Below are 24,248 nucleotides of genomic sequence, written 5' to 3' on the forward strand. Positions count from 1 at the left end.
CAGCTCCTCGAAGGACTGCAGCCCCTCGAAGGACCACAGCTCCTCGAAGGACTACAGCTCCTTGAAGAACGCCTCCGCCGTGTGCAGGAAGAGGTCGTTCGCCTCCGTCTCACCGATCGTGACCCGCAGGCCCTCGCCCGCGAAGGGCCGGACCACCACACCGGCCTTCTCGCAGGCCTCCGCGAAGTCGGAGGTCCGCTCCCCCAGCCGCATCCACACGAAGTTGGCCTGGGTGTCCGGGACCGTCCAGCCCTGCGCGAGCAGCGTCTCGTGCACCCGGTTGCGCTCGCACACCAGCGCCCCGACCCGGCCCATCAGCTCGTCCTCGGCCTGGAGCGAGGCGACCGCCGCGTCCTGGGCGAGCTGGCTGACGCCGAAGGGCACCGCCGTCTTGCGCAGCGCCGCGGCCACCGGCTCGTGCGCCACCGCGAAGCCGACGCGCAGGCCGGCCAGCCCGTACGCCTTGGAGAACGTGCGCAGGACGGCCACGTTCGGGCGGTCGCGGTAGAGCTCGATGCCGTCCGGGATGTCGGCGTCGCGCACGAACTCGCGGTAGGCCTCGTCCAGCACCACCAGGACGTCCGAGGGCACCCGGTCCAGGAACCGCTCCAGCTCGGCGCGGCGCACGGCGGTGCCGGTGGGGTTGTTGGGGTTGCAGACGAAGATCAGTCGGGTCCGGTCCGTGATCGCGGCGGCCATCGCGTCCAGGTCGTGGACGTCCCCGTCGGTCAGGGGCACCTGTACCGACTTCGCACCCGCGATCTGGGTGATGATCGGGTACGCCTCGAAGGACCGCCAGGCGTAGATGACCTCGTCACCCGGCCCGGCCGTCGACTGGATCAGCGACTGGGCCACGCCCACCGAACCGGTGCCGGTGGCGATGTGCTCGACCGGCACGCCGAAACGCTCCGCCAGCTCGTTCACGAGACCGGTGCACGCCATGTCCGGGTAGCGGTTGAACCGGCCCGCCGCCGCCACCGCGGTCTCCAGGACCCCGGGAAGCGGCGGATACGGGTTCTCGTTCGAGGACAGCTTGAACGCGACGGCCCCGCCCGCGGCGGCGGGCTTGCCGGGCTTGTAGGTGGGAATGCCGTCCAGCTCGGCGCGCAGCTTCGGGCTCTTCTCGCTCACCGCAGGTCCTCCTCGACCGTCCCGTCGACGTCTCCGTCGACTCAATACTGCTCACCTTATGAGGATTCCGCCGATCCGAGAATGGCGGGCGCCAGGAACACAGGGGGAGCGCACGCATATATGCGCGCGCCGGTGGCCTGCGCCGTGGCGCGCGTCCCTCGTGCAGGTGAGTTGAGGACGGCCCGAGACGGCTCCGTTTTGGCATGCTCGTACCCGCCGACAAGCCTCACTCTCGACACAAGGCGGCAAATACCTTCAATTCCAAGGTCATTGGGGGTGGCGAACCATGCAGAATCGTGCCTGTCAACGCGTGCATATGCACCTGAACCACCCTCCCCTCCGAGCCCTACTATCGGCTCGCCATGACAGCAGCAGGGAAGCATCAGGTGAGCCGGACCGAGACCACCCGGCGGGTCGGCGGCCGACAGGGCCGGGCCGGCATCAGGGACGTGGCCGCCGCGGCGGGCGTGTCCATCACAACCGTCTCCGACGCGCTCAATGGCAAGGGGAGGCTGCCGGACGCCACCCGCCGCCACGTCCGCGAGGTCGCCGACCGGCTGGGGTACCGCCCCTCCGCCGCGGCCCGCACCCTCCGTACCGGCAAGTCGGGGCTCATCGGCCTGACCGTGACCACGTACGGGGATGAACCTTTCACCTTCACCGAATTCGCGTACTTCGCCGAGATGGCACGGGCCGCCACCTCCGCCGCGCTCGCCCGCGGCTACGCCCTCGTCATCCTGCCCGCCACCTCACGACACGACGTCTGGTCCAACGTGGCCCTGGACGGCACCGTCGTCATCGACCCCTCCGACCACGACCCGGTCGTCAGCGAGCTGGTCCGCCAGGGCCTGCCCGTGGTCTCCGACGGCCGGCCGGCGGGCACCCTCCCCGTCACCGCCTGGGTGGACAACGACCACGAGGCCGCCGTACTGGGCCTCCTCGACCACCTCGCCGCCGCCGGAGCCCGCCGCATCGGGCTGCTGACCGGCACCACCACCGACACCTACACCCGGCTCTCCACGACCGCCTACCTCAACTGGTGCGAGCGCGTCGGACAGGACCCCGTCTACGAGTCCTACCCCGCCCACGACCCGTGCGCGGGCGCCGTCGCCGCCGACCGGCTCCTCGCCCGCCCCGACCGGCCGGACGCCGTGTACGGGCTCTTCGACCCCAACGGCACCGACCTCCTCGCCGCCGCCCGGCGCTACGGGCTGCGGGTCCCCGAGGACCTCCTCCTCGTCTGCTGCAGCGAATCCACCGTCTACGCCAACACCGAACCGCCCATCACCACGCTCTCCCTCAAGCCCCGCCGCATCGGCACCGCGGTCGTGCAGCTGCTGATCGACGCGATCGAGGGAGTGGACACCGGACGTCCCGTCGAACAGGTCGTGCCGACCGAGCTGATCATCCGCACCTCCTCGCAGCGCAGGACGCCCCGGACGACCGTCAGCCCGCCGCGTTCACCGGCCCAGGACTGACCGCCACACCGTCACCTGGGCGGAGCCGACGGCCCCGCCCAGGATTTCCACATCACCGAAATCGGAACAAAAGGGCAGGAAGCAGAGGCTCCGCCCAGGATTCACCACCCCTGGTGCGTCACAGAGCGCGAGCCGCATTCCTATGATGGGCGCACGACATCACGGACCCTCCGCCCCGGAGGTGAGCAGGGTCCGCAGGTGTACGGCAGCGCGACGGTGGTGGAGGGGTCGATGACTCAGGGGGCCGGTCAGGGACCCGCGATGCGGACGGACACGCTGCGGGACTTCCGGGTGCCGGTCGTCGAACCCGCGCCGTACGCCGCACCCGCCGCACTGCCCGGCGAACCTCCCGTCTTCGGCGAGTGCCCCGCGTACTTCGAGGAAAGCGCCCCCGTGCCCCCGCGGCCCGGGTACGCCCCCGACCTGCCCGCCGCGGCCCCTCCCGCCCACCCGGGCACGGAGACCGTCCCGCAGCAGCGCACCGCGGGCGACGGCGAGTACGACGGCGGCGGTGACGACGGCTACACGCCCACGCAGCGCGACCTGCCCATCATCGTCCGCGGCTCGGCCGGCGGCCCCGGGGACACGGTGCAGGTCCAGTACGTACCCCAGGAGAACCCGGGCTCCGGCCCCGGGCCGCTCTACGTCGTGGGCGACGTGCACGGCTACCTGGACGAGCTCATCCGGGAACTCCAGGCCCAGCACCTCATCGACGCCGAGTGCCGCTGGTCCGCCGGCAACGCCCGGCTCTGGTTCCTCGGCGACTTCACCGACCGCGGTCCCGATGGGATCGGCGTCATCGACCTCGTCATGCGGCTCTCCGCCGAGGCCGCCGCCGCGGGCGGCTACTGCAAGGCCCTGATGGGCAACCACGAACTGCTCCTGATCGGCGCCAAGCGCTTCGGCGACACCCCCGTGTCCTCCGGCGCCGGGACCGCCACCTTCCAAGCCGCCTGGCTGCTCAACGGCGGCCAGCGCACCGACATGGAGCGCCTGGAGGACGTCCACCTCCAGTGGATGTCCCGCCTCGACGCGGCGACGCTCCAGGACGGCCACCTGCTGCTGCACTCCGACACCACCGCGTACCTGGACTACGGCGACTCCATCGAGGACGTCAACGACACCATCCACGAGCTTCTCAACCGCAACGACGCCGACATCACCTGGGATCTCTTCCGCAAGTTCACCAAGCGGTTCGCCTTCCGCGACGAGGAGACGGGCCCCCAGGCCGTACGGGAACTGCTGAGCACCTACGGCGGCGGCCGCGTCGTCCACGGCCACAGCCCCATCCCGTACCTGCTCGGCGAGGTGGGCACCGAGGACGGCGACGACTCCCACGGCCCGGAGGCCGTGGACGGGCCGCACGTGTACGCGGACGGGCTGGCCATCGCGATGGACGGCGGAGTGACGATGGCCGGCAAGCTGCTCGTCGTTCAACTACCTCTGCGCGACTGAGCGTTCTCGGAGCGGGGTATTTCAGCAAAGCCCCTGTCACGGCGTGGCAGGGGCGCTCTACCATCGCTCTATCCGTAGCAGGCTCTCCTCCGTTTGTGCCGGAGCCCCGGATCTACGCGGGCATACCGGCATGTACGGAGCATCGGGGGATGCACATGACCAGCGCTCCGCACCTGCTCACCGAAGACCGACCGGAGTTCGACCGCCTCCTCGACGAGGTGTTGCGCACCGCGGACGAACGGCCCGAACTCGCCACCCTCGGCGAACGGCTGAACGCCGAACAACTGCGCACCATGGCCCTGGCAGCCACCACGCTCCTGACCGCCGCGGCCGCCGCCGAGTACGACCACTACGTGAAGGTGCGGGAGGAGCTCCGCGACGGGGCCCTGTCAGCCTCCGGGACGGTCGCCGAGGACGGCGGCGAGGACCATGACGGCGGAGCCGGCGTCAGCGCCGTGGTCGGCGTGCTGGCACCGGTCCTGGCGGGCACCGCCATGCTGATCTTCCTGCTGGTGGGATACGTCCTCAAGATGATGGACCCCGCACCGGCCTTCGCCGAGACGATGCTGACGGCGGGTTGGCTCTTCGGCGGACTCACCGTGGCCGCGCTCCTGTTCGCGGTGGTCGGGCTGCTCGTGACGGCCCTGCGCAACAGCTCCACCGAGGTCGCGGCGGAGGAGAGCGTGCCGATACCCGACGAGCTCTCCCGCGCGCGGGAGGCTTGGCGGAACGCGCTGCTGGAGCGGGGAATCGTGCCGTTCCTGCGCGACGCCCTGGCCGACCCGACCGCCCGAGCGGGCTACCCGGTGCCGCGCACGCCGGGGGCCGGACGGATCCCCAGCCTGGGATACACCCGCCCGGACTTCACCAGCCCCGGCCCGAACTCCCAGGGCCCCCGCCCCGGCTTCAGCTCACCGGACTTCACCAGCCCGGACTTCGGCGGGCCGGATCACGACCCGGAGTAGGCCTCCGGGAAGGGCCCCCGGGAACGCTGCCCGTCCGGGACTGTTTCACGTGAAACATCCACACCGAAGCCGTGCCGAAGCCGTGCCGAACGCATGCGTAAGGCCGGCCGACGACTCCCCCCGGAATGTCGTCGGCCGGCCCTCTCCGCACCGATCAGTCGGCCAGCGGCAGGTAGACCCTGTTGCCCGAGGCCGCGAACTCGGCGGACTTCTCCGCCATGCCCGCCTCGATCTCATCGGCCTTGAGGTCACCGCCGTGCTCACGGCGGATGTCCTGCGAGATCTTCATGGAGCAGAACTTCGGACCGCACATGGAGCAGAAGTGCGCGGTCTTGGCCGGCTCGGCCGGCAGGGTCTCGTCGTGGAACTCACGGGCCGTGTCGGGGTCGAGGGCCAGGTTGAACTGGTCCTCCCAGCGGAACTCGAACCGCGCGTCCGACAGGGCGTCGTCCCACTCCTGGGCACCCGGGTGGCCCTTGGCCAGGTCCGCCGCGTGCGCGGAGATCTTGTACGTGATGACGCCGGTCTTCACGTCGTCCCGGTTGGGCAGGCCCAGGTGCTCCTTGGGCGTCACGTAGCAGAGCATCGCGGTGCCCCACCAGGCGATCATCGCGGCGCCGATGCCCGAGGTGATGTGGTCGTACGCGGGCGCGACGTCCGTCGTCAGCGGGCCGAGCGTGTAGAACGGCGCCTCCTCGCAGATCTCCTGCTGGAGGTCGATGTTCTCCTTGATCTTGTGCATCGGGACGTGGCCCGGGCCCTCGATCATCGTCTGCACGTTGTGCCGCTTGGCGATGGTGTTCAGCTCGCCCAGGGTCTTCAGCTCCGCGAACTGCGCGGCGTCGTTGGCGTCCGCGATGGAGCCGGGCCGCAGGCCGTCGCCCAGCGAGTACGTGACGTCGTACGTCGCGAGGATCTCGCAGAGCTCCTCGAAGTTCGTGTAGAGGAAGTTCTCCTTGTGGTGCGCCAGGCACCAGGCAGCCATGATCGAACCGCCGCGGGAGACGATGCCGGTCTTGCGACGGGCGGTCAGCGGCACGTACGGCAGCAGCACGCCGGCGTGGACCGTCATGTAGTCGACGCCCTGCTCGGCCTGCTCGATGACCGTGTCCTTGTAGATCTCCCAGGTCAGGTCCTCGGCCCTGCCGTCGGCCTTCTCCAGGGCCTGGTAGAGCGGCACGGTGCCGATCGGGACCGGGGAGTTGCGCAGCACCCACTCGCGGGTGGTGTGGATGTTGCGGCCGGTGGAGAGGTCCATGACCGTGTCGGCACCCCAGCGGGTCGCCCAGGTCATCTTCTCCACCTCCTCCTCGATCGAGGAGGTGACCGCGGAGTTGCCGATGTTGGCGTTGACCTTCACCAGGAACTTCTTGCCGATGATCATCGGTTCGATCTCCGGGTGGTTCACGTTGGCCGGGAGCACCGCGCGGCCTGCGGCGATCTCCTCGCGAACGACCTCGGGGGAGACGTTCTCGCGGATCGCGACGTACTCCATCTCCGGGGTGATCTCGCCCCGGCGGGCATACGCGAGCTGCGTGACGGCGGCGCCGCCGCGGCCCCGGCGGGGCTGGCGCGGACGGCCCGGGAAGACCGCGTCGAGGTTCTTGAGGCCCCCGCGCGGCGAGGTGTGCTTGATGCCGTCGTCCTCGGGGCGGACGGGGCGTCCCGCGTACTCCTCGGTGTCGCCGCGGCCGATGATCCAGTTCTCGCGCAGGGGGGCGAGGCCCCGGCGGACGTCGGTCTCGATCTGCGGGTCGGTGTACGGCCCGGACGTGTCGTAGAGCGTCACGTCCTTGCCGTTGGTGAGGTGGACCTGGCGGACCGGCACCCGGATGTCGGGGCGGGAGCCCGCCACGTAGCCCTTGTGCCAGCCCGGCTGGCGCTCGGTCTGGCCGTCGGCGTCCTGGCTGACGGCAGGCGTGCGTGCGTCCTGAATGGTCATGAGACCTATCTCCCTACGCCGGCATTACCCGGTAACAGGTTCGGCGGTCGACGCAGCCTCCTCCCGTACGCATTCTCATGCGCGTACGGTGATCAGCGCCCTCTCAGCCCGGTGCTCCGAGCTCCCGCGTTGTGCAAAGTAGCCCCCACGTTAGCGTCGTGTGTGGCGTGCTGAACAGTGGGCCCCCTCATCTCTTGCGATGATCTGCCGGTGACGTCCTCGCCGCAGCCTCCCCACGAGCCCACAGAGCCCTTGGGCCACACCGGCCACGAGCATGCGTCCCACGGGCATGCCGCAGCCTCCTCCCACGGGCATTCGCACGGCCAAGGACACGGCCACGGTCATGGCCACAGCCATGGCCACGGGCCGGCCGCTCCGGTCTCCAAGCACCTGCGCAAGGTGATCGCCGCCGTACTGATCCCCTTCGCCGCCGCCGTCTTCGTCGGCATGGCCGTGCTCTGGCCCGGCGGAGCCCCCGCGCACGAGCGCACCGGGGTGGGCTTCGACCGGCAGACCCAACAGGGCAAGGTCGTCGCTCTCGCGAAGGTCGACTGCAAATCGGTGAACGCCGCGCAGGTCCCTCCCACTGGCGACACCTCCACCCCCGAGGGACGCGAGGCGCAGGCCGCCCGGACCGGCGAGTGCAAGAAGGCCACCGTCGAGGTGACCAGCGGACCGGAGCAGGGCCGGGCCTTCTTCGAGATCGTCCAGCCGGGTGCGCCGCGGCAGTTGGAGAAGGGGCAGGAGGTGGTGGTGGCGTACGCGCCGGACGCTCCCCGGGACCTCCAGTACTCGGTGATCGACCTGAACCGGAAGTTCCCGATGGCGCTGCTGGCCGGCATCTTCGCCGTCGCGGTCGTCGTGGTCGGCCGGATGCGCGGCCTCTTCGCCCTCATCGCGCTCGTCGTCAGTTTCGGGGTGCTGACGCTCTTCATCCTCCCGGCGATCCTGCAGGGCTCCAACCCGCTGCTCGTGGCGGTCATCGGCGCCAGCGCGATCATGCTGATCGCCCTCTACATGTGCCACGGGCTGACGGCGAGGACCTCGGTCGCCGTCCTCGGCACGCTGGTCTCGCTCCTGCTGATCGGGCTGCTGGGCTCGCAGTTCATCGGCTGGGCGTTCCTGAGCGGCAACACGGACGACAACACCGGGCTGATCCACGGGCTCTACCCGAACATCGACATGAGCGGTTTGCTGCTCGCAGGCGTGATCATCGGATCCCTGGGCGTGCTCGACGACGTGACCGTCACTCAGACCTCGGCCGTCTGGGAACTCCACCAGGCCGACCCGGACATGGGTCCGCGCGCCCTGTACCGGGCCGCCATCCGGATCGGCCGCGACCACATCGCCTCGGTGGTGAACACCCTCGTCCTGGCGTACGCGGGCGCCGCGCTGCCGCTCCTGCTGCTGTTCTCGATCGCGAACAGCAGCATGGGCACGGTGGCCAACAGCGAGCTGGTCGCGGAGGAGATCGTACGGACCCTCGTGGGCTCGATCGGGCTCGTGGCCTCGGTGCCGGTGACCACGGCGCTCGCGGCCCTGGTGGTCTCAGCCGACCGGCCCGGCGCGGCCGGCGGAACGACCGGGAGCCCGGCGGCGGCCCCGGCCCGCGGCGGCCGGGGCCGCCGCCGGCGCAAGCGCTGAGGAGGGGCGGGGCCCGGGCCGAGGCTCGTGGGGCCCTGCCTCAGCCCGCCTTCCGCTCGTCGTGCTGCGACTCGGAGAGGATCTTTCCGAGTGCCTGGTCGAGGCTCTCCTCGAAGTCGCCGAGGTTGCGCTCCTGACCGAGCGGAACGAGCCGGTCGGTCCGGTCCAGGAACGCGACGAGCGGCCCCGCGCCGGCCCGGAACAGGGCCCGGTCGCCACCGACCTGAAGCCGGATGTGGACGTCGGACAGCTCGTCCGGATCGGTGGGCGCGATGTGCACGTCACCGTCACCACTGGGCTTGTTGATGCCGTCGAGAAGCAGCTCCCGGCCGAACGCCCAGGTCACCGGCGCATCTCCGGGAAGGTGGAAGGTCAGACGTACCGCGTAGGGGTCACGGGCCTCGTACCGGAGCTCGACCGGGATCCGGAACGCGAGCTCCTCGGAAACGAGGAAGCTCATCATGACCTCTGCCTGTACCGACTCGCGCATTGCCTACCCCGCTGTAGTGGAAGTGGCCAGGAATGATCCCCCAGGGCCGTCTTGACAAGGGTGGTGGAAGCGCCAGCAGATCACAAGGAGTGAGTTTTCAGATACTGATAGAGAAGGAGAGGGTGCTCAACAGCGCGCCTACTTCACTCCGTAGTCGATCAACCACATAGAGCAATCGGTCTTCTTGGTGCACAGGAAGGGAAACCGCCATGGTCGCGGCGGCATCGCCGGCCGTGATCGGGATGGCGGCGCACACCGTTCCGAGCGCGTACTCCTGACGCTCCGTAACCGGCTGCATCCGTTCCAGGGACCCGATCCGCTGCTCCAACGCGTGCATGTCCCGGACCGTGTAGGGCGTGATGCTCTCGACCGGGTGCCGGTCGTAGTAGTCCCGGCGCGTCTTCTCGTCGAGCTGGCCCAGCAGGCACTGGCCGATGGCGTGGGCGTGGGCGGTCGCACGGAAGTCGGCCCATTCCTGGCAGGCCGGGCTGGCCGGGGTGTCCGAGACGCCCACGACCTCGATCTCACCCTCGCGGTAGACCGCGAAGTAGACGGGGGCCCCGACCGCGTCGCGGAAGTGCGCGAGCGAGTCGAGGATCATGCTGCGACGTTTCTGCTGAAGTCCGCCGCCCGCCAGCCGACCGGCCGCGTCGCCGAGAACGAACACCCCGTCCTCGCGACGCAGATAGCCCTCGTGCGTCAGGGTGCGCAGCAGGTGGTACGCGGTGGGGAGCGGGAGCCCGGCTTCGCGCGCCAGCTGTTTCGCCGGGGCTCCCCCGCTATGGGACCCCGCTGCTTCGAGGAGCCTCAACGCCCGCTGCACCGAACCGATCAGGGTCGGGACACCGGGATTGTGAACCGAAGGCAAAGCTCACCCCCAGGCGTGGCGGCGGGCCTCGGGGTGGCCCGCTCTGCGGGGGCCGCCCCCAGGGAACGGCGCAGATCGCCACCGTATCGGCCGGTTCCCGCCATGTGGGCGGTTCGGCCGGTCCCGTTCCCCCGCCTGGGTCAATCCCCTTACCCGTTGGGGGAAGGGTGACGGCGCGGTTCCTACCAGTCGCTGGAAGAGGCCTTCGCCCCGCTGCCGCTGCCGCTGAACTTCTTGACCACGAAGATCAGACCGCCGACGAGGGCCACGAAGAGCAGCGCCTTGAAGGCGAAGGAGATCAGCGCACCGAGGATGGAGGTGACCACGCCGCCGAAGACGAAGAGCGCCAGCAGCGGAACGGCGACCCACTTGACCCACCAGGGCATGCCCGCGAACATCGCTCGGATCCCGTCCATGTTCCTACCTCTTCCTCGTCGGTGACCCCGTGAGTCCGGGACTTCGTGAGTCCTTGGGTCCGTTTCTTTCCTCGCTCTCGATGCTAGGAGGCGACGGCCCCGCGCAGGGGCCCGCGAGCCCCCGGAACCCCCTGACCCGCCCCCTAGGGGGATCAGGGGTCCGACCCTCAGACCCTCAGGCCCTCGCCCTCGCCCTCGCCCTCAGAAGCGGTCAGCCCTCCGGCGGGGAGAAGACCACCATCACCTTCAAGGGCTCGGTGATGTGGTGGAACTTGTGCGGCACCCCCGCCGGCACGTAGACGACGCTGCCGTTGGCCACCACCGTCGTCTCCTCCCCGACCGTGATGGAGGCACGCCCGCTCACCACGAAGTACACCTCGTCCTGGAGGTGCGGCTGCTGCGGGTCGCTCTGCCCGGCATCGAGCGCGTAGAGCCCGACGGACATGTTCCGCTCCCGCAGGAACTGCAGGTAGGCGCCGTCGTTCGCGGCGCGCTCCGCTTCGAGCTCGTCCAGCCGGAAGGCCTTCATCTTCGCTGTGCCCCTCGTTCTCGCCCGGTGGTGCCCCGGGATCCGCTGATCTGCCGATGCCCGGCCGGGATCTTCTCTGCCACGATCAGACACATGACGAATTTCGTAGTCAAGACGCTCGCCAACGCGGCGGCCCTGGCCGTCGCCGTCTGGCTGGTCTCGGGCATCACGCTCGACGACGGCAGCAGCACGGGACGCCGCGCGCTGACCCTGATCCTGGTCGCGCTGGTGTTCGGGCTGGTCAACCTGATCGTCAAGCCGGTGGTGAAGCTGCTCTCGGTCCCGCTGTTCATCCTCACCCTGGGCCTGTTCACCCTCGTCGTGAACGCCCTGATGCTGATGCTGACCTCCTGGCTGGCCGGGAAGTTCGACCTGAGCTTCCACGTGGACGGCTTCTGGACCGCCGTCCTCGGCGGCCTGATCATCTCCATCGTCTCCTGGGCCGTGAACCTGGCCCTGCCCGACAAGAACTGAGCGGACCGCCCATGTACCGCGTGTGCTTCGTCTGCACCGGCAACATATGCCGGTCCCCCATGGCCGAGTCGGTCTTCCGCGCCCGCGTCGCCGAGGCAGGACTCGGCGGGCTGGTCGAGGTGGACAGCGCCGGCACCGGCGGCTGGCACGAGGGCGACGGCGCCGACCCGCGCACCGTCGCCGTGCTGGAGGCCGCCGGGTACGAGCAGGACCACCGGGCCCGGCAGTTCAGGGCCTCGTGGTTCGACCGCCTCGACCTCGTCATCGCCCTCGACGCCGGCCACCTGCGGGACCTGCGCGCACTCGCGCCCACCCCTCAGGCCGCCGCCAAGGTCCGGCTGCTGCGCTCGTACGACCCGGCGGCCCGGTCCACCGGGACCGGGGCACCGGGCGCGGCGGACGTGCCCGATCCGTACTACGGCCCGTTCGACGGGTTCGAGGAGTGCCTGGCCCTGGTCGAGGCCGCGAGCACCGGCCTGCTGGACGCCGTACGCACCGCCGTGAAGGAGCCCACCCCGTGAACGAGCGCACCCCCGGCGGTACGACCCCGGCCCCGGCCGACCGGTACGGCGACGGTACGCGCGCCGTACGCGCCGGACTGCCCGAGCCCGTCAAGAACGAACCGCCGCTGCCCGGCCCGGTCTTCGCCGCGCACTTCCACCTCCCCGGCGAGGTCTCGGGCCCGTACGCCTACGGCCGTGACACGAACCCCACGTGGACCCTGCTGGAACGGGCCATCGGGGAGCTGGAGGCACCCGGGGAAGCGGTGGAGACCGTCGTCTTCGCCTCCGGCATGGCGGCCGTCTCCGCCGTCCTGCTCTCCCAGGCACGCACCGCGGAGACGGTCGTCCTGCCCTCCGACGGCTACCAGGCACTGCCCCTGGTGCGCGAGCAGCTCGAAGCGTACGGAGTCCGCGTGCGCACCGCGCCGACCGGCCAGGACGCGCAGCTCGCCGCCCTCGACGGGGCCCGGCTGCTGTGGATCGAGACCCCGTCCAACCCGGGGCTCGACGTCTGTGACGTACGCCGTCTCGTGGCGGCCGCACACGCGGCGGGGGCCCTGGTCGCCGTCGACAACACCCTCGCCACCCCGCTCGGTCAGCGGCCCCTGGAGCTGGGCGCCGACTTCTCGGTCGCCAGCGGCACCAAGGGGCTCACCGGCCACGGGGACCTGCTGCTCGGCTACGTCGTCTGCCGCGACCCGGAGCTCGCCGCGGCCGTCCGCCGCTGGCGCAAGATCGTCGGGGCGATCCCGGGTCCCATGGAGGCCTGGCTGGCCCACCGTTCCCTGGCCACCATCCAGTTGCGGGCCGGGCGCCAGTGGGGCAACGCGCTGGCGGTGGCCGAGGCACTCGCAGACCGGCCCGAGGTCACCGGGGTGCGCTACCCGGGGCTCCCCTCGGACCCCTCCCACAAGACGGCCGCCCGGCAGATGCGCGGCTTCGGCTCGGTGGTCTCGTTCACCCTCCCGGACCGCGCGCACGCGGAACGCTTCATGACCGCCCTGCACCTGGTCGAGGACGCCACCAGCTTCGGCGGAGTCCGCTCCACCGCGGAACGGCGCGGCCGCTGGGGTGGTGACGACGTGCCGGAGGGCTTCATCCGCTTCTCCGCCGGCGTCGAGGACCCCGAGGACCTGGTCGCCGACGTGCTCCGGGCCCTGGATTCCGCTGCCGCCGGGGCATGAACGCCCGGGGCGCATCAGGGCGCATCAGGGCGGTCCGAGCCTCCCCCCTGGTGGCTCGGACCGCCCCGGGTTCCCCGAGAGAAGAACCACGCCGACAAGGCTAGTTGACTCTGCGTCAGAGTCCAATCACGGTAACGACAGGGGCCTATCGGCATATTTATAGTTGAAGGCCCCCACCGAGAGGGGCCGCCATGGACCTGGCCCTGCTGCGCACCTTCGTCGCCGTGCACCGGGCCGGCTCGTTCACCCGGGCCGCCGCGCACCTCGGGCTGTCACAGCCCGCCGTCACCTCACAGATCCGCACGCTCGAACGGCAACTCGGCAGGCCCCTGTTCCACCGGCGCGCCCGGGGCGTCACGCCCACGGCGGTCGGCGACGAACTCGCCCACAAGGCCGCCCCGCACCTAGACGCGCTGCTCCGGATCGCCGAGACCGAGCGGGAGGCCGCCGGGGCCCTGCGGACCCTGCACCTCGCCGGGCCCCCGGAGTTCCTCTGCCTGCGCGTACTGCCGGCCCTGGCGCCCCTGGTCGGCCAGGGCCAGACCCTGCGGACCGCCCTCGCGCCCGGCTCCGAGGAGAACCTCGCCGGTCTGGCCGCCGGGCAGCACGACCTGGTCGTCACCACCGCCCGGCCGCGCGGTGGCCCCTTCACCACGACCGCCCTCTGCGACGAGGAACAGGTACTGGTCGCCGCTCCCTACTGGGCCGCCCTGGCCGACCCCGCCGCACTGGGTGCTTCGGGCCCCGCCGCGCTCGACGGGATCCCGGTCGTCGAGGTCCACGAGAGCCTGCCCCTGGTCACCCGCTACTGGGCCGCCGTCTTCGACTCCGTGCCCGACTCCGCCGCCACCGTCGTGGCCCCCGACCTGCGGGCGGTACTGGGGTGCGTCCGGGCCGGAGCCGGACTCGCCGTCCTGCCCCGCTACCTGTGCCAGGAAGCCCTCGACCGCGGTGAGGTCGTCTCCCTGCTGGAGCCCGCCGTGCCACCGCTGCGCACCTGGTTCCTCGTCGTACGGGCTGGCAGCCTGGCGCTCGCCCACCTCGCCCGGGCCCACGACTGCCTGCTGCGCGCCGCCGTGCACTGGTGAGCCCCTCGGGTTTCGGACGACGGCGCGTTTCGGAAGGGCGGACGTGGGCCACTCTTCTCCCATGACCGAACGTCCCGTGGTCAAACGCACCGCCCGCGCGATCCTGCTCGACGGTGACGACCTGATCCTCATCAAGCGCACCAAGCCCGGCGTCGACCCGTACTGGCTCACGCCCGGCGGCGGTGTCGAAGCTTCGGACAGCACTGTCGTCGAAGCCCTCCACCGTGAGCTCCACGAAGAGCTCGGCGCCAAGATCACCGATGTGGTGCCCTGTTTCGTCGACACCGTCGAGCACATCGCCTCCGGGGGAGTGACCGGGGTGAAGGTGCAGCACTTCTTCGTCTGCCGGCTCGCGTCCATGGACCCCGGCCTGCGCCACGGTCCCGAGGTCGACGAGCCCCAGGGCGAGTACGAGATCGTCCGCGTGCCCTTCAGCCGGGTGGGCATCGCCGCCGTCCACCTGGTTCCGCTGTCACTGCGCCACTACCTCGACGGCAACATCGAGGGGGTGCGCGCCATGCACGCCCCCGATCTGGGCTGAGGACACCGAGGGGACGGGCGGGCCTGGCCCTGATCAGCCCGCCACGCCCGCCAGCTCCTCCAGGGCGTCGAAGCGGATGCGCTCACCGGGGATCCCGATCCGCTTGAGCGCGTCCACACCGCTGCGGACCATCGCCGGCGGCCCCGAGATGAAGGCGTCGTATGAGCGCCAGGGCCCGTGCTCACCGACCGCCTGCGGCAGCTGTCCGGCCAGGCCCTCGCCGATCACCGGGCGGACCGACAGCCACGGGTGGGAGCGCTGCAACCCGAGCAGGGTGTCCTTGTCGTACAGGTCGTGGTCGCTGCGCGCCCCGAAGAAGACCTCCACCGGGCGCCGCTCGCCGTGCTCGGCGACGTCCTCGATCAGCGCCTTGATCGGGGCGATGCCGGTACCGCCGCCCAGGCACAGCATCCCGTTGTCGGTGCTGTGGTCCACCACCATCGAACCGGCCGGCGGTCCCAGCCGCAGGACGTCGCCCGGCCTGGCGTGCCGCACCAGGGCGTTGGAGACCCAGCCCGCCGGAACGGCCTTGACGTGAAAGGACAGCAGTCCGTCCGCGCGGGGCGCCGAGGCGAAGGAGTAGTGCCGCCAGACCCGCGGCCACCAAGGGGTCTCCAGACTCGTGTACTGGCCGGCGAGGAACGGGTACGGCTGGTCGGGGCGGACCGTCAGCACGGCGATGTCCGAGGTGCGCAGGTCGTGCGAGACCACCTCGGCGTGCCACCAGGCCGGCGCCTTGGCCTCGTCATCCGCCGCCGCGTCGATCATCGTCTGCGAGATGGCGGTGTACGCGCGGACCCACGCCGCCTCGGTCTCCGGCCCCCAGGTGAGTTCCGCGTACCGGGCCAGCGCGCCGATCAGCGCTTCCCCGACCGCCGGGTAGTGGGCGGACACGGTGCCGTACTTGCGGTGTCCGGCACCGAGGCGGCGCAGGTACGGGGTCAGCACCGCAGGGTCGTCGATGTGCTCCGCGGCGGTCAGCAGGGCCTTCAGCAGCCGGTCGCGCTGGACGTCCATGGCCGCCGGGAACATCTCACGGACCTCAGGGTGCCCCGTGAACACCAGGGCGTAGAAGTACGAGGTCACCTTGTCCGCGACGGGTGCGATCTCGGCAAGGGTCCGGCGGATGAGCACGGCGTCCGGGGAGGGCTCGATCGCACCGCCCCCGGAGGGTATCCGGCCCGTCGGTCTGGCCGATCTGGTGGGCGGAGCGTCCATGCGGTGCCTCGCTTCGAGCATCTCGGTCGGGTCTCACACGCCACGGCCTCGAATCCGTGGTTCCGGGTTCCACAGCGTGCCAGCCGACCGAGAGCGCTGCGGAGGAATGGAGGAAACGGGGTTTCGAACCCCCTTTTCCCCTTAAGATGCCTCGACTCCCGGGCGCGCCGCGCCCACGAGCTGGTATGCCTCCCGGAGGTCCCGGCCCTGGTAGACGTGCGTGGCCCGCGCCGCCAGATAGGGCCGCGCGTTCACCGCTACCGAGCGCGGCACCGCCTCGAAGAGCACCGCGTCGGTCATCGAGTCCCCGTACGCGACGCAGTCGGCCCGGCCCACTCCGAACCGCGCGCACAGCGAGTCCGCGACCTCCACCTTGCGCTCGGGTGTCAGGATCCCGGTCACGTCAACGGGGCGGGTGAAGGGCACCGCCGGGAAGACCGAGCCGTGCGCGGCGTGCGCCCCCCACTCCAGCAGCAGTTCGACGAAGAACGAGGGGGACAGCGAGATCACCGCGCAGTAGTCACCGCGCTCGCGGATCTCCGTCCAGACCTCCTGGATGCCCGCCAGCCACGGCGACCCGTCGAAGGCCGCCCGGACGTGCTCGGGAGTCAGGTCCGCCCACAGCTCCCGGGCCGCGACCGAGAACTCGTGCGGCCCGATCTCCTGCGCGCCGAAGGCCCGCTCCAGCTCGGCGATCCCGGTCTCCACACCGAGCTGCCGGGAGATCTCCACCGGGGCGGCAGAGCCGTACATCAGGGTGCCGTCGAGGTCGAACAAGTGCAGCGAAGTCATAGCTGCCGAGGCTATCCGCTCCGTCCGGCGAGGCCGATGTTTCACGTGAAACCGTCGATGTTTCACGTGAAACATCCGGTGCCCGGATCCTTCAATTCCCTGGACTCGCCACGAGCCGATGATCCACTCTGGGCCGGTGACACCACCACCGCTCACCGACCTGCCGATCCGCGCGCTGACCATGGAAGACCTCCGTCACTGCGCCGACCTGTCCGAGGACCGCGGCTGGCCGCGCGAGGACCACAAGTGGGGGCTGCTCCTCGCCGCCGGCGACGGCTACGGCATCGACGCACCCGACGGCCAGGGTCTCGCCGCCGCCTGCGTCGTCACCCGGTACGGAGACATCGGAGCGAAGCCCGACCTCGCCGCCATCGGGATGGTCCTCGTCGCCGACCGGTACGCCCGCAAGGGCCTGGGCCGGCGCCTCATGAAGCACGTGTGCGACGACGTGCTCGCCGGCGTCCCGCTCACCCTGCACGCCACCCCGTACGGCCGCCCGCTCTACGAGGAGCTCGGCTTCGACACCACGGGCCGCGCCGAGATGCTCCGGGGCGCCTTCCGACCCGAGCCGGACGGTCCCGCCACCGGCCCCGCCGGCGTCCGTGTCCGTCCGGCCACCGCCGAGGACCTCCAGGGGATCGTCCGGCTGGACAACGAAGTGTTCGGCACCGACCGGACCCACCTCATCACCCGGCTCCCGGCCTTCACCGACAGGCTCCTCGTCGCCGAGGACCGCTCCGGCTCCCTCATCGGCTACGCCGCGATCTGGCCCAACATGGACACGCATGTCGTCGGCCCCCTGATCGCCCGGGACACCGCCACCGCCAAGACCCTGGTGTCCGCGCTGGCGGCCGGCACCGGACGGGACCTGCGCACCGACGTCGACGTACGCCACGAGGAACTCCTCGCCTGGCTCAAGGAGCGCGGACTGGGGTCCGTCGCCTTCAACTCCGTCATGACCCGGGACATCCCTGGCCTCCCCGGCGACTGGTCCCGCCGCTGGGCACCGCTCACCGTCGCCGCCGGCTGAAACGAGGAGATTCCCATGACCGGAGCCCCCGAGCTCACCATCCGCCCGGCCACCGAGGCCGATCTGTCCGCCATCGTCGCCATGCTGGCCGACGATCCGCTCGGCGCCACCCGTGAGTCCCCGGACGACCTGGCCCCGTACGCCACGGCGCTGAAGCGGCTGACCGACGATCCCCACCAGCACGTGGTCGTGGCGGTCCGCGGCGAGCGCGTCGTGGGCACCCTCCAGCTCACGATCGTCCCCGGGCTGTCCCGCAGGGGCACCACCCGCTCCATCATCGAAGGCGTCCGGGTCCACGCCGACGAGCGCGGCAGCGGCCTCGGGACCCGGTTCGTCGAATGGGCCGTCGAGCGGTCCCGGCAGGAGGGCTGCGCGCTGGTCCAGCTCACCTCGGACGTGACCCGCACCGACGCCCACCGGTTCTACGAGCGGCTCGGCTTCACGGCTTCCCACGTGGGGTTCAAGCTCCAGCTCTGAGCGGTCCCGGCACGGGCCGGGCCGCTGTCGGCGGCCCGGCCTACGATCGGGAGGATGAGCACCGGCCTCCCCCTCGTCACCACCACCGAGCGTCGCCACCGGCTGGGCCGGCGGCACCGCCTCGCCCCCTCCGTCCGCGCGGCCACCACGGGCCAGGCCGCGGACGCCGTGGTCGCCCTGCACGCCACGGACGCCGCCACCGTCTTCCTCTCCGTCCGCGCCCGGCTGGCCGACGGCGGCCCCGCCACGGTCGAGCGGGCGCTGTACGAGGACGTGAGCGTCGTCCGCATGCTCAGCATGCGCAACACCCTCTTCGCCGTCTCCACCGAGCTCGCCCCGTACGTGGACTCGTCCACCGCCCGGGGCATCGCCGTGAAGGAACGCCGGACCTTCCTCAAGCACCTCGCGGAGGACGGTCAGGGGCTCGACGCCGACTGGCTGGAGAAGGCCGAGGCCTCCGCCCTCGACGCGCTCGACGCCCTGGGCGCCGCCGCGGGCAGCCAGATCTCCGCGGCCGTGCCCGCCCTGCGGCAGAAGATCACCATCGGCCGGGGAAAGAAGTACGAGACCGAGACGGGTGTCGCCACCCGCGTCATCCGCCTCCTGGCCGCCGACGGCCGCATCCGCCGGGACCGGCCGCGCGGGACGTGGACCTCCAGCCAGTTCCGCTGGGTGCACACGCAGCCCTGGGCCGCCGTGCCCGCCGCCGAAGCCCGTGCCGAACTGGCCCGCCGCTGGCTCCACGCATACGGCCCGGCCACCGAGGCCGACCTCAAGTGGTGGACCGGCTGGAGCCTCACCGACGTGCGCAAGGCCCTGGCCGCCGTGGGCCCCGAGCAGGTGCGCCTCGACGACGGCGGCACGGCGCTCGTCTGCCCGGGTGACACAGGGCCCGAACCGGCCCCCGAGCCCTGGGCCGCTCTGCTGCCGGGTCTCGATCCCAGCGCCATGGGCTGGGCGGACCGGGGCTTCCACCTCGACCCCGCCCATCGTCCGGCGCTGTTCGACTACGCGGGCAACATCGGGCCGACCGTGTGGTGGAACGGCGAGATCGTCGGCGGCTGGGCCCAGCGCTCCGACGGGGAGATCGTCTGGCGGCTGCTGGGCAGCCCCGGCCGGGAGGCCGAGGAGGCGGTCGCCGCCGAGGCCGCCCGGCTCGCCGACTGGGTGGGCGAGGCCCGTGTAACCCCCCGCTTCCGCACCCCGCTGGAGCGCGAGCTCGTCGCCTGAGCCGGGCACCGGGCCCGCCGGGGGTCAGCCGACGCCGCGCCAGCCCTGCGGGTCGGCCCCGCCGGGCACCGGGGCCGTCGGGTCGTAGGGCTCACGGGTGAAGACGAACGACGCGAGGTCGAGGTGGCTGACGGAGCCGTCCTCACGCCGGACCGCCCGCAGCGTCTCGCCCGCGTAATAACCCGTCAGGCCGGTCCAGGTGCCGTCCGGTTCGGCGCGGAAACGGGCCGGGCGGCCGGTGGCGCCGACCGGGCTCAGCTCCAGCGAGCCGTCCTGGCCGAGCCGCAGGATCTGGGCCGAAGTGCCCCAGTACCAGGGGCCGCACAGCTCCAGCGGCACCTGGTCGTCCTCCTTGAACGGACGCCACGGCTCGGGGATCCGCGGCTCCGCCTCCGCGACGATCGCGATGAGGTCGGCGGCGACCGTCGAGGCGGGCAGGCCCGAGGTGCAGTTGGCCAGTACGACCGCCGCCACGTCGTCCGCCTCGCTGAACCAGAGGCCCGCGACAAACCCGGGCAGCGAGCCGCCGTGCCCGGCGAGCCGGCGCCCGCCCTGGTCCGCCAGCTGGAGTCCCAGCCCGTACCCGAGGTCGGCGGAGCCGGGCTCCGGCGGCGCCATCGACGTACGCATCTCCCGGACGCTCCCGGCGCTCAGCACCCGGTCGTCGCCCCGCATCAGCAACCGCGCGAACCGGGCCAGGTCGCCCGTGGTGGACCACAGCTGGCCGGCCGCCGCCATCAGCCCCAGGTCCTCGGCCGGCTCCGGCATCATCACGTCCGCCCACGGGTGCACCGCCCAGCCGCCCGCGTGCGGGGCCTGCGGCAGGCCGCTCGTCCGGGCGAGCCCCAAAGGCTCCAGCACCTCGGCCCGCAGCACTTCCTCCCACGGCTTGCCGCGGAGCGCCTCCACGAGCGAACCCAGCAGGGTGTAGCCGGGGTTGGAGTAGTGGAACCGGGTCCCCGGCACGTGCTTGAACGGCTCCTCGCCGAGCACGTCGGCGAGCTCGGGCCGCAGCGCCGCCGACGATCGCTCCCACCACTCGCCCGGGGTCTCCGCCGCGAGCCCCGAGGTGTGGGCCAGCAGCTGGGCGATGGTCACCTCGTCCACACCGCTCCCGGGCAGGTGCTTGCCCAGCGGGTCCGAAAGGTCCAGCAGGCCCTCGTCCCGCAGCCGCATGACGAGTACGGCGGTGAAGGTCTTGGTGATCGAGCCGATCCGGTACTGCACGTTCCCGTCCGGCCCGTGGCCCTCCACGCAGGTCCGGGAGCCCTCCCAGACCACCTCCCCGCCGCGTACGACGGCCGCCACCAGCGAGGGGGACCGGCCGTCGCGCTGGGCGACGGCGACCCGGTGCCGCAGGGCACGCCGGGTGGCGGGGAGGAGTTCCAGGTCTTCGGAGAGCGCGTCCATGATCGGATGCTACGTGTTGGCCATGTCCACGAACCTCGAATAGTGGCCCTGGAAAGCGACGGTGATGGTGGCCGTCGGACCGTTTCGGTGCTTGGCGACGATCAGGTCCGCCTCGCCCGCGCGGGGCGACTCCTTCTCGTACGCGTCCTCGCGGTGCAGCAGGATCACCATGTCGGCGTCCTGCTCGATCGAGCCGGACTCACGCAGGTCGGAGACCATCGGCTTCTTGTCGGTGCGCTGCTCGGGGCCACGGTTCAGCTGGGAGAGCGCGATCACCGGCACCTCGAGCTCCTTGGCCAGCAGCTTGAGGTTTCGGGACATGTCCGAGACCTCCTGCTGGCGGCTCTCGGGCCGGCGCGAGCCGCCCGACTGCATCAGCTGGAGGTAGTCGATGACGACGAGGGAGAGGTCGTTGCGCTGCTTGAGCCGACGGCACTTGGCCCGGATCTCCATCATCGACAGGTTGGGGGAGTCGTCGATGTACAGCGGGGCGGCCGAGACGTCCGGCATCCGGCGGGCGAGCCGGGTCCAGTCGTCGTCGGTCATGGTGCCCGAGCGCATGTGGTGCAGCGCCACCCGGGCCTCCGCCGAGAGCAGGCGCATGGCGATCTCGTTGCGGCCCATTTCGAGGGAGAAGATGACGCTCGGCAGGTTGCTCTTGATGGAGCAGGCGCGGGCGAAGTCCAGCGCGAGCGTCGACTTGCCCATGGCGGGGCGGGCGGCGATGACGATCATCTGGCCCGGGTGCAGCCCGTTGGTCAGGGAGTCGAGGTCGGTGAAGCCGGTCGGTACGCCGGACATCTGGCCGGAGCGCGAGCCGATGGCCTCGATCTCGTCGAGCGCGCCCTCCATGATGTCGCCGAGCGGCAGGTAGTCCTCGGAGGTCCGCTGCTCGGTGACGGCGTAGATCTCGGCCTGGGCGCTGTTGACGATCTCGTCGACATCGCCGTCCGCCGCGTAGCCCATCTGCGTGATCTTCGTACCGGCAGCGACGAGACGGCGCAGGACGGCCCGCTCGTGGACGATCTCCGCGTAGTACTCGGCGTTCGCCGCGGTCGGCACGGACTGCACCAGGGTGTGCAGGTACGAGGCGCCGCCGACCTTGCTGATCTCACCGCGGCGGGTCAGCTCGGCGCCGACCGTGATCGGGTCGGCGGGCTCGCCCTTCGCGTACAGGTCGAGGATGGCCTGGTAGATCGTCTCGTGCGAGGGCCGGTAGAAGTCGTGGCCCTTGAGGACCTCGACCACGTCGGCGATCGCGTCCTTGGACAGCAGCATGCCGCCGAGCACCGACTGCTCGGCGTCCAGGTCCTGCGGCGGGACGCGCTCGAAGCCGCCCCCTCCGCCGTCCCAGGAGCCGCCCTCGCGGCCCCGGTCCTGCTGGTCGTCCCCGCGACCGCGGCCTTCGCCGCCCCGTCGCGAGCGGGCGGGCAGACGGTCACTGGGACCACTGTCGGCCCAGGGGTCGTCCATGGGCTCGGGCATGCTCACCGGGCCACCTCCTCCCGTCCGCAACGCGGACCTCGCCGTGGCAATCTTTCTACGACACGGCTCTGACATTTGGGACACCCGAAACGGCTGTGGGCGCGTCGGGCAACGCACAACGGTAGGGCCGCGGGCGACGTCAGCCAATCTTGTTATCCACAGGCTGTGTGGATGAGATGTGGACGACGGAGCCAATGCTGTGGGTAAGTCGCCCGAAGCTGTGCACAGAGCGGGGGACGACGCTGTGGACAAAATCACCCACCCCCTCCGGACACCCCACCTGACCTGCGGTTTCCTCTTCCAGCGGCGGTCCCGCGGAAAATTCTTGGCCACTGTCTCAAGATCGCCCCCAACGGGCCGGAAAGAACGCCCAAGTCAGAGGCTTGGTAAGGATCCAAATGCCCTTGTGTCCGTTACCTGTGGAAGATTAGATTGAGCACATGACACAGGCCCCCACCACCGCGAAGCCGGCCACGAGACGGCACGACCGCGAGATCCTCGCGCTGGCCGTACCGGCCTTCGGCGCCCTCGTGGCCGAGCCGCTCTTCGTGATGGCCGACAGCGCCATCGTGGGACACCTCGGCACCCCCCAGCTGGCCGGCCTCGGCGTCGCGGCGGCGCTCCTGACCACCGCCGTGAGCGTCTTCGTCTTCCTCGCCTACGCCACCACCGCGGCCGTGTCCCGGCGCGTCGGCGCGGGCGACCTCCAGGCAGCCATCCGGCAGGGCATGGACGGCATCTGGCTCGCCCTGCTGCTCGGCATCGCCGTACTCGTCGCCGTCATGCTCACGGCGCCCGGCCTGGTCTCGCTCTTCGGAGCCTCGGAGACCGCCGCCCCGTACGCGGAAACGTATCTTCGGATCTCCGCGCTCGGCATCCCGGCCATGCTCATGGTCCTCGCGGCCACCGGTGTCATCCGCGGCCTCCAGGACACCCGTACGCCGCTCTACGTGGCCATCGGAGGCTTCGCCCTCAACGGCGCCCTCAACGTGGCCCTGGTCTACGGCGCCGGCCTCGGCATCGCGGGCTCGGCCTGGGGCACGGTGATCGCCCAGTTCGCCATGGCCGGCGCGTACCTCTTCGTGGTCGTCCGCGGCGCGAAGCGCCACGGCGCCTCCCTGCGGCCCGACGCGGCCGGCATCCGCGCCTGCGCCCAGGCCGGTGCACCGCTGCTGGTCCGCACCCTGTCCCTGCGCGCCATCCTGATGATCGCGACCGCCGTGGCGGCCCGGCTGGGGGACGCCGACATCGCCGCCCACCAGATCCTGCTGTCCCTCTGGAGCCTGCTCGCCTTCGCCCTGGACGCGATCGCCATCGCCGGCCAGGCCATCATCGGCCGCTACCTGGGTGCGGGCGACACCGAGGGGGCCAAGGCCGTCTGCCGGCGGATGCTGATGTGGGGCGTGGTCTCGGGCGTCGTCCTGGGCCTGCTCGTCGTCCTGGCCCGTCCCGTGTTCATCCCGCTGTTCACCAGCGACCCCGTGGTCGAGGACGCACTGCTGCCCGCCCTGCTGGTCGTGGCCCTGGGCCAGCCCGTCTGCGGGGTCGTCTTCGTCCTGGACGGAGTGCTGATGGGAGCCGGCGACGGGCGCTACCTGGCCTGGGCGATGCTGCTGACCCTGGCCGTCTTCGCCCCGGCCGCGCTCCTGGTCCCCGCCCTGGGCGGCGGGCTGACGGCGCTCTGGTGGGCCATGACGCTCATGATGCTGGTCCGGATGGCCACCCTCCAGCTCCGCGCCCGCTCCGGCCGCTGGCTGGTCGCTGGAGCCACCCGGTGACCCGGTGAACGGGGGATGTTTCACGTGAAACGTCCCCCGGTTTCACGTGAAACATCCCCCGGGGCCTACGTGAGAACGGCGAGAGCCACGAGAACGGAACGGCCCCGGAAACGACGAAGG

The 24,248-nt window shown here is 71.2% G+C and carries 23 protein-coding genes and 1 riboswitch; of the genes, 13 read left to right on the top strand and 10 right to left on the bottom strand.

Annotation, left to right across the window (positions count from 1 at the left end; genetic code table 11):
- Positions 1–51: 51 nt before the first annotated feature.
- On the bottom strand, positions 52–1,131 hold the full coding sequence (gene hisC / locus OG553_RS16585) for a histidinol-phosphate transaminase (protein ID WP_405979721.1): 1,080 nt from the start codon (positions 1,129–1,131) through the stop codon (positions 52–54).
- Between the two features lie 362 nt (positions 1,132–1,493).
- Between hisC and OG553_RS16590 the strand changes: the two genes are divergently transcribed.
- The 3 genes from OG553_RS16590 (at position 1,494) to OG553_RS16600 (ending at position 5,029) form a co-directional block, all read left to right on the top strand.
- Positions 1,494–2,609 carry a LacI family DNA-binding transcriptional regulator gene (locus OG553_RS16590; protein ID WP_007265278.1) on the top strand — a complete coding sequence of 372 codons (1,116 nt, stop codon included), beginning with the start codon at positions 1,494–1,496 and terminating at the stop codon, positions 2,607–2,609.
- A gap of 216 nt (positions 2,610–2,825) precedes the next feature.
- Positions 2,826–4,064 (top strand): metallophosphoesterase, encoded by a 1,239-nt coding sequence (locus OG553_RS16595; protein ID WP_405983056.1) that lies wholly within the window; start codon positions 2,826–2,828, stop codon positions 4,062–4,064.
- Between the two features lie 149 nt (positions 4,065–4,213).
- Positions 4,214–5,029: a hypothetical protein gene (locus OG553_RS16600; protein WP_405979722.1), complete on the top strand. Its 816-nt coding sequence runs from the start codon at positions 4,214–4,216 to the stop codon at positions 5,027–5,029.
- 154 nt (positions 5,030–5,183) lie between these two features.
- Here OG553_RS16600 and thiC read toward each other — a convergent pair whose 3' ends face one another.
- The gene (gene thiC, locus OG553_RS16605; RefSeq protein ID WP_405979723.1) at positions 5,184–6,971 is read right to left on the bottom strand and encodes a phosphomethylpyrimidine synthase ThiC; all 1,788 of its coding nucleotides are present in this window, start codon (positions 6,969–6,971) and stop codon (positions 5,184–5,186) included.
- Positions 6,965–7,109: riboswitch (TPP riboswitch) on the bottom strand. It overlaps the preceding gene by 7 nt.
- Before the next feature lie 39 nt (positions 7,110–7,148).
- Between thiC and OG553_RS16610 the strand changes: the two genes are divergently transcribed.
- Positions 7,149–8,615, top strand: coding sequence for a YibE/F family protein (locus tag OG553_RS16610; RefSeq protein WP_405979724.1), 1,467 nt, complete (start codon positions 7,149–7,151; stop codon positions 8,613–8,615).
- A gap of 40 nt (positions 8,616–8,655) precedes the next feature.
- Here OG553_RS16610 and OG553_RS16615 read toward each other — a convergent pair whose 3' ends face one another.
- The 4 genes from OG553_RS16615 to OG553_RS16630 form a co-directional block, all read right to left on the bottom strand.
- Complete coding sequence (locus OG553_RS16615; protein ID WP_405979725.1) at positions 8,656–9,105, bottom strand: SsgA family sporulation/cell division regulator; 450 nt, start codon at positions 9,103–9,105, stop codon at positions 8,656–8,658.
- Positions 9,106–9,202: 97 nt separating this feature from the next.
- On the bottom strand, positions 9,203–9,973 hold the full coding sequence (locus OG553_RS16620) for an IclR family transcriptional regulator (RefSeq protein WP_405979726.1): 771 nt from the start codon (positions 9,971–9,973) through the stop codon (positions 9,203–9,205).
- Between the two features lie 182 nt (positions 9,974–10,155).
- On the bottom strand, positions 10,156–10,380 hold the full coding sequence (locus tag OG553_RS16625; RefSeq protein WP_405983057.1) for a DUF5326 family protein: 225 nt from the start codon (positions 10,378–10,380) through the stop codon (positions 10,156–10,158).
- A 220-nt stretch (positions 10,381–10,600) separates the two neighbouring features.
- Complete coding sequence (locus OG553_RS16630; RefSeq protein ID WP_405979727.1) at positions 10,601–10,918, bottom strand: cupin domain-containing protein; 318 nt, start codon at positions 10,916–10,918, stop codon at positions 10,601–10,603.
- 93 nt (positions 10,919–11,011) lie between these two features.
- On the opposite strand from OG553_RS16630, the gene OG553_RS16635 reads away from it, so the two are divergent.
- From OG553_RS16635 to OG553_RS16655, 5 genes are all read left to right on the top strand, one after another.
- Positions 11,012–11,392, top strand: a complete 381-nt coding sequence (locus OG553_RS16635) for a phage holin family protein (RefSeq protein ID WP_405979728.1) — start codon at positions 11,012–11,014, stop codon at positions 11,390–11,392.
- 11 nt (positions 11,393–11,403) lie between these two features.
- A complete protein-coding gene (locus OG553_RS16640) occupies positions 11,404–11,913 on the top strand; it encodes a low molecular weight protein-tyrosine-phosphatase (RefSeq protein WP_405979729.1) in 510 nt (169 codons plus the stop codon).
- A complete protein-coding gene (locus OG553_RS16645; RefSeq protein WP_405979730.1) occupies positions 11,910–13,079 on the top strand; it encodes a cystathionine gamma-lyase in 1,170 nt (389 codons plus the stop codon). Before OG553_RS16640 ends, OG553_RS16645 begins: the two co-directional genes overlap by 4 nt.
- A 191-nt stretch (positions 13,080–13,270) precedes the next feature.
- Entirely contained in the window at positions 13,271–14,167 is an 897-nt protein-coding gene (locus OG553_RS16650) for a LysR family transcriptional regulator (protein WP_405979731.1), read from the top strand.
- Positions 14,168–14,228: 61 nt separating this feature from the next.
- Complete coding sequence (locus tag OG553_RS16655; RefSeq protein ID WP_125813392.1) at positions 14,229–14,708, top strand: NUDIX domain-containing protein; 480 nt, start codon at positions 14,229–14,231, stop codon at positions 14,706–14,708.
- Positions 14,709–14,741: 33 nt separating this feature from the next.
- On the opposite strand, the gene OG553_RS16660 is transcribed toward OG553_RS16655, so the two are convergent.
- A complete protein-coding gene (locus OG553_RS16660) occupies positions 14,742–15,926 on the bottom strand; it encodes a globin domain-containing protein (RefSeq protein WP_405979732.1) in 1,185 nt (394 codons plus the stop codon).
- A gap of 141 nt (positions 15,927–16,067) precedes the next feature.
- Positions 16,068–16,718, bottom strand: coding sequence for an HAD family hydrolase (locus OG553_RS16665; RefSeq protein WP_405979733.1), 651 nt, complete (start codon positions 16,716–16,718; stop codon positions 16,068–16,070).
- Positions 16,719–16,854: 136 nt separating this feature from the next.
- On the opposite strand from OG553_RS16665, the gene OG553_RS16670 reads away from it, so the two are divergent.
- The 3 genes from OG553_RS16670 to OG553_RS16680 are packed head-to-tail and all read left to right on the top strand — an operon-like array spanning position 16,855 to position 19,455.
- Positions 16,855–17,748 (top strand): GNAT family N-acetyltransferase, encoded by an 894-nt coding sequence (locus OG553_RS16670; protein ID WP_405979734.1) that lies wholly within the window; start codon positions 16,855–16,857, stop codon positions 17,746–17,748.
- A 15-nt stretch (positions 17,749–17,763) separates the two neighbouring features.
- Complete coding sequence (locus tag OG553_RS16675; protein WP_405979735.1) at positions 17,764–18,225, top strand: GNAT family N-acetyltransferase; 462 nt, start codon at positions 17,764–17,766, stop codon at positions 18,223–18,225.
- Between the two features lie 54 nt (positions 18,226–18,279).
- Positions 18,280–19,455 carry a winged helix DNA-binding domain-containing protein gene (locus OG553_RS16680; RefSeq protein WP_405979736.1) on the top strand — a complete coding sequence of 392 codons (1,176 nt, stop codon included), beginning with the start codon at positions 18,280–18,282 and terminating at the stop codon, positions 19,453–19,455.
- A gap of 24 nt (positions 19,456–19,479) precedes the next feature.
- Here the strand turns inward: OG553_RS16680 and OG553_RS16685 are convergent, their stop codons facing one another.
- Positions 19,480–20,865, bottom strand: a complete 1,386-nt coding sequence (locus tag OG553_RS16685; protein ID WP_405979737.1) for a serine hydrolase domain-containing protein — start codon at positions 20,863–20,865, stop codon at positions 19,480–19,482.
- A 9-nt stretch (positions 20,866–20,874) separates the two neighbouring features.
- Complete coding sequence (dnaB, locus tag OG553_RS16690) at positions 20,875–22,338, bottom strand: replicative DNA helicase (protein WP_042803698.1); 1,464 nt, start codon at positions 22,336–22,338, stop codon at positions 20,875–20,877.
- 452 nt (positions 22,339–22,790) lie between these two features.
- Between dnaB and OG553_RS16695 the strand changes: the two genes are divergently transcribed.
- Positions 22,791–24,128, top strand: coding sequence for an MATE family efflux transporter (locus tag OG553_RS16695; RefSeq protein ID WP_405979738.1), 1,338 nt, complete (start codon positions 22,791–22,793; stop codon positions 24,126–24,128).
- The last annotated feature ends 120 nt before the right edge of the window (positions 24,129–24,248 follow it).

It is taken from the genome of Streptomyces sp. NBC_00158 (genome assembly GCF_045160885.1).
GTDB lineage: Bacteria > Actinomycetota > Actinomycetes > Streptomycetales > Streptomycetaceae > Streptomyces.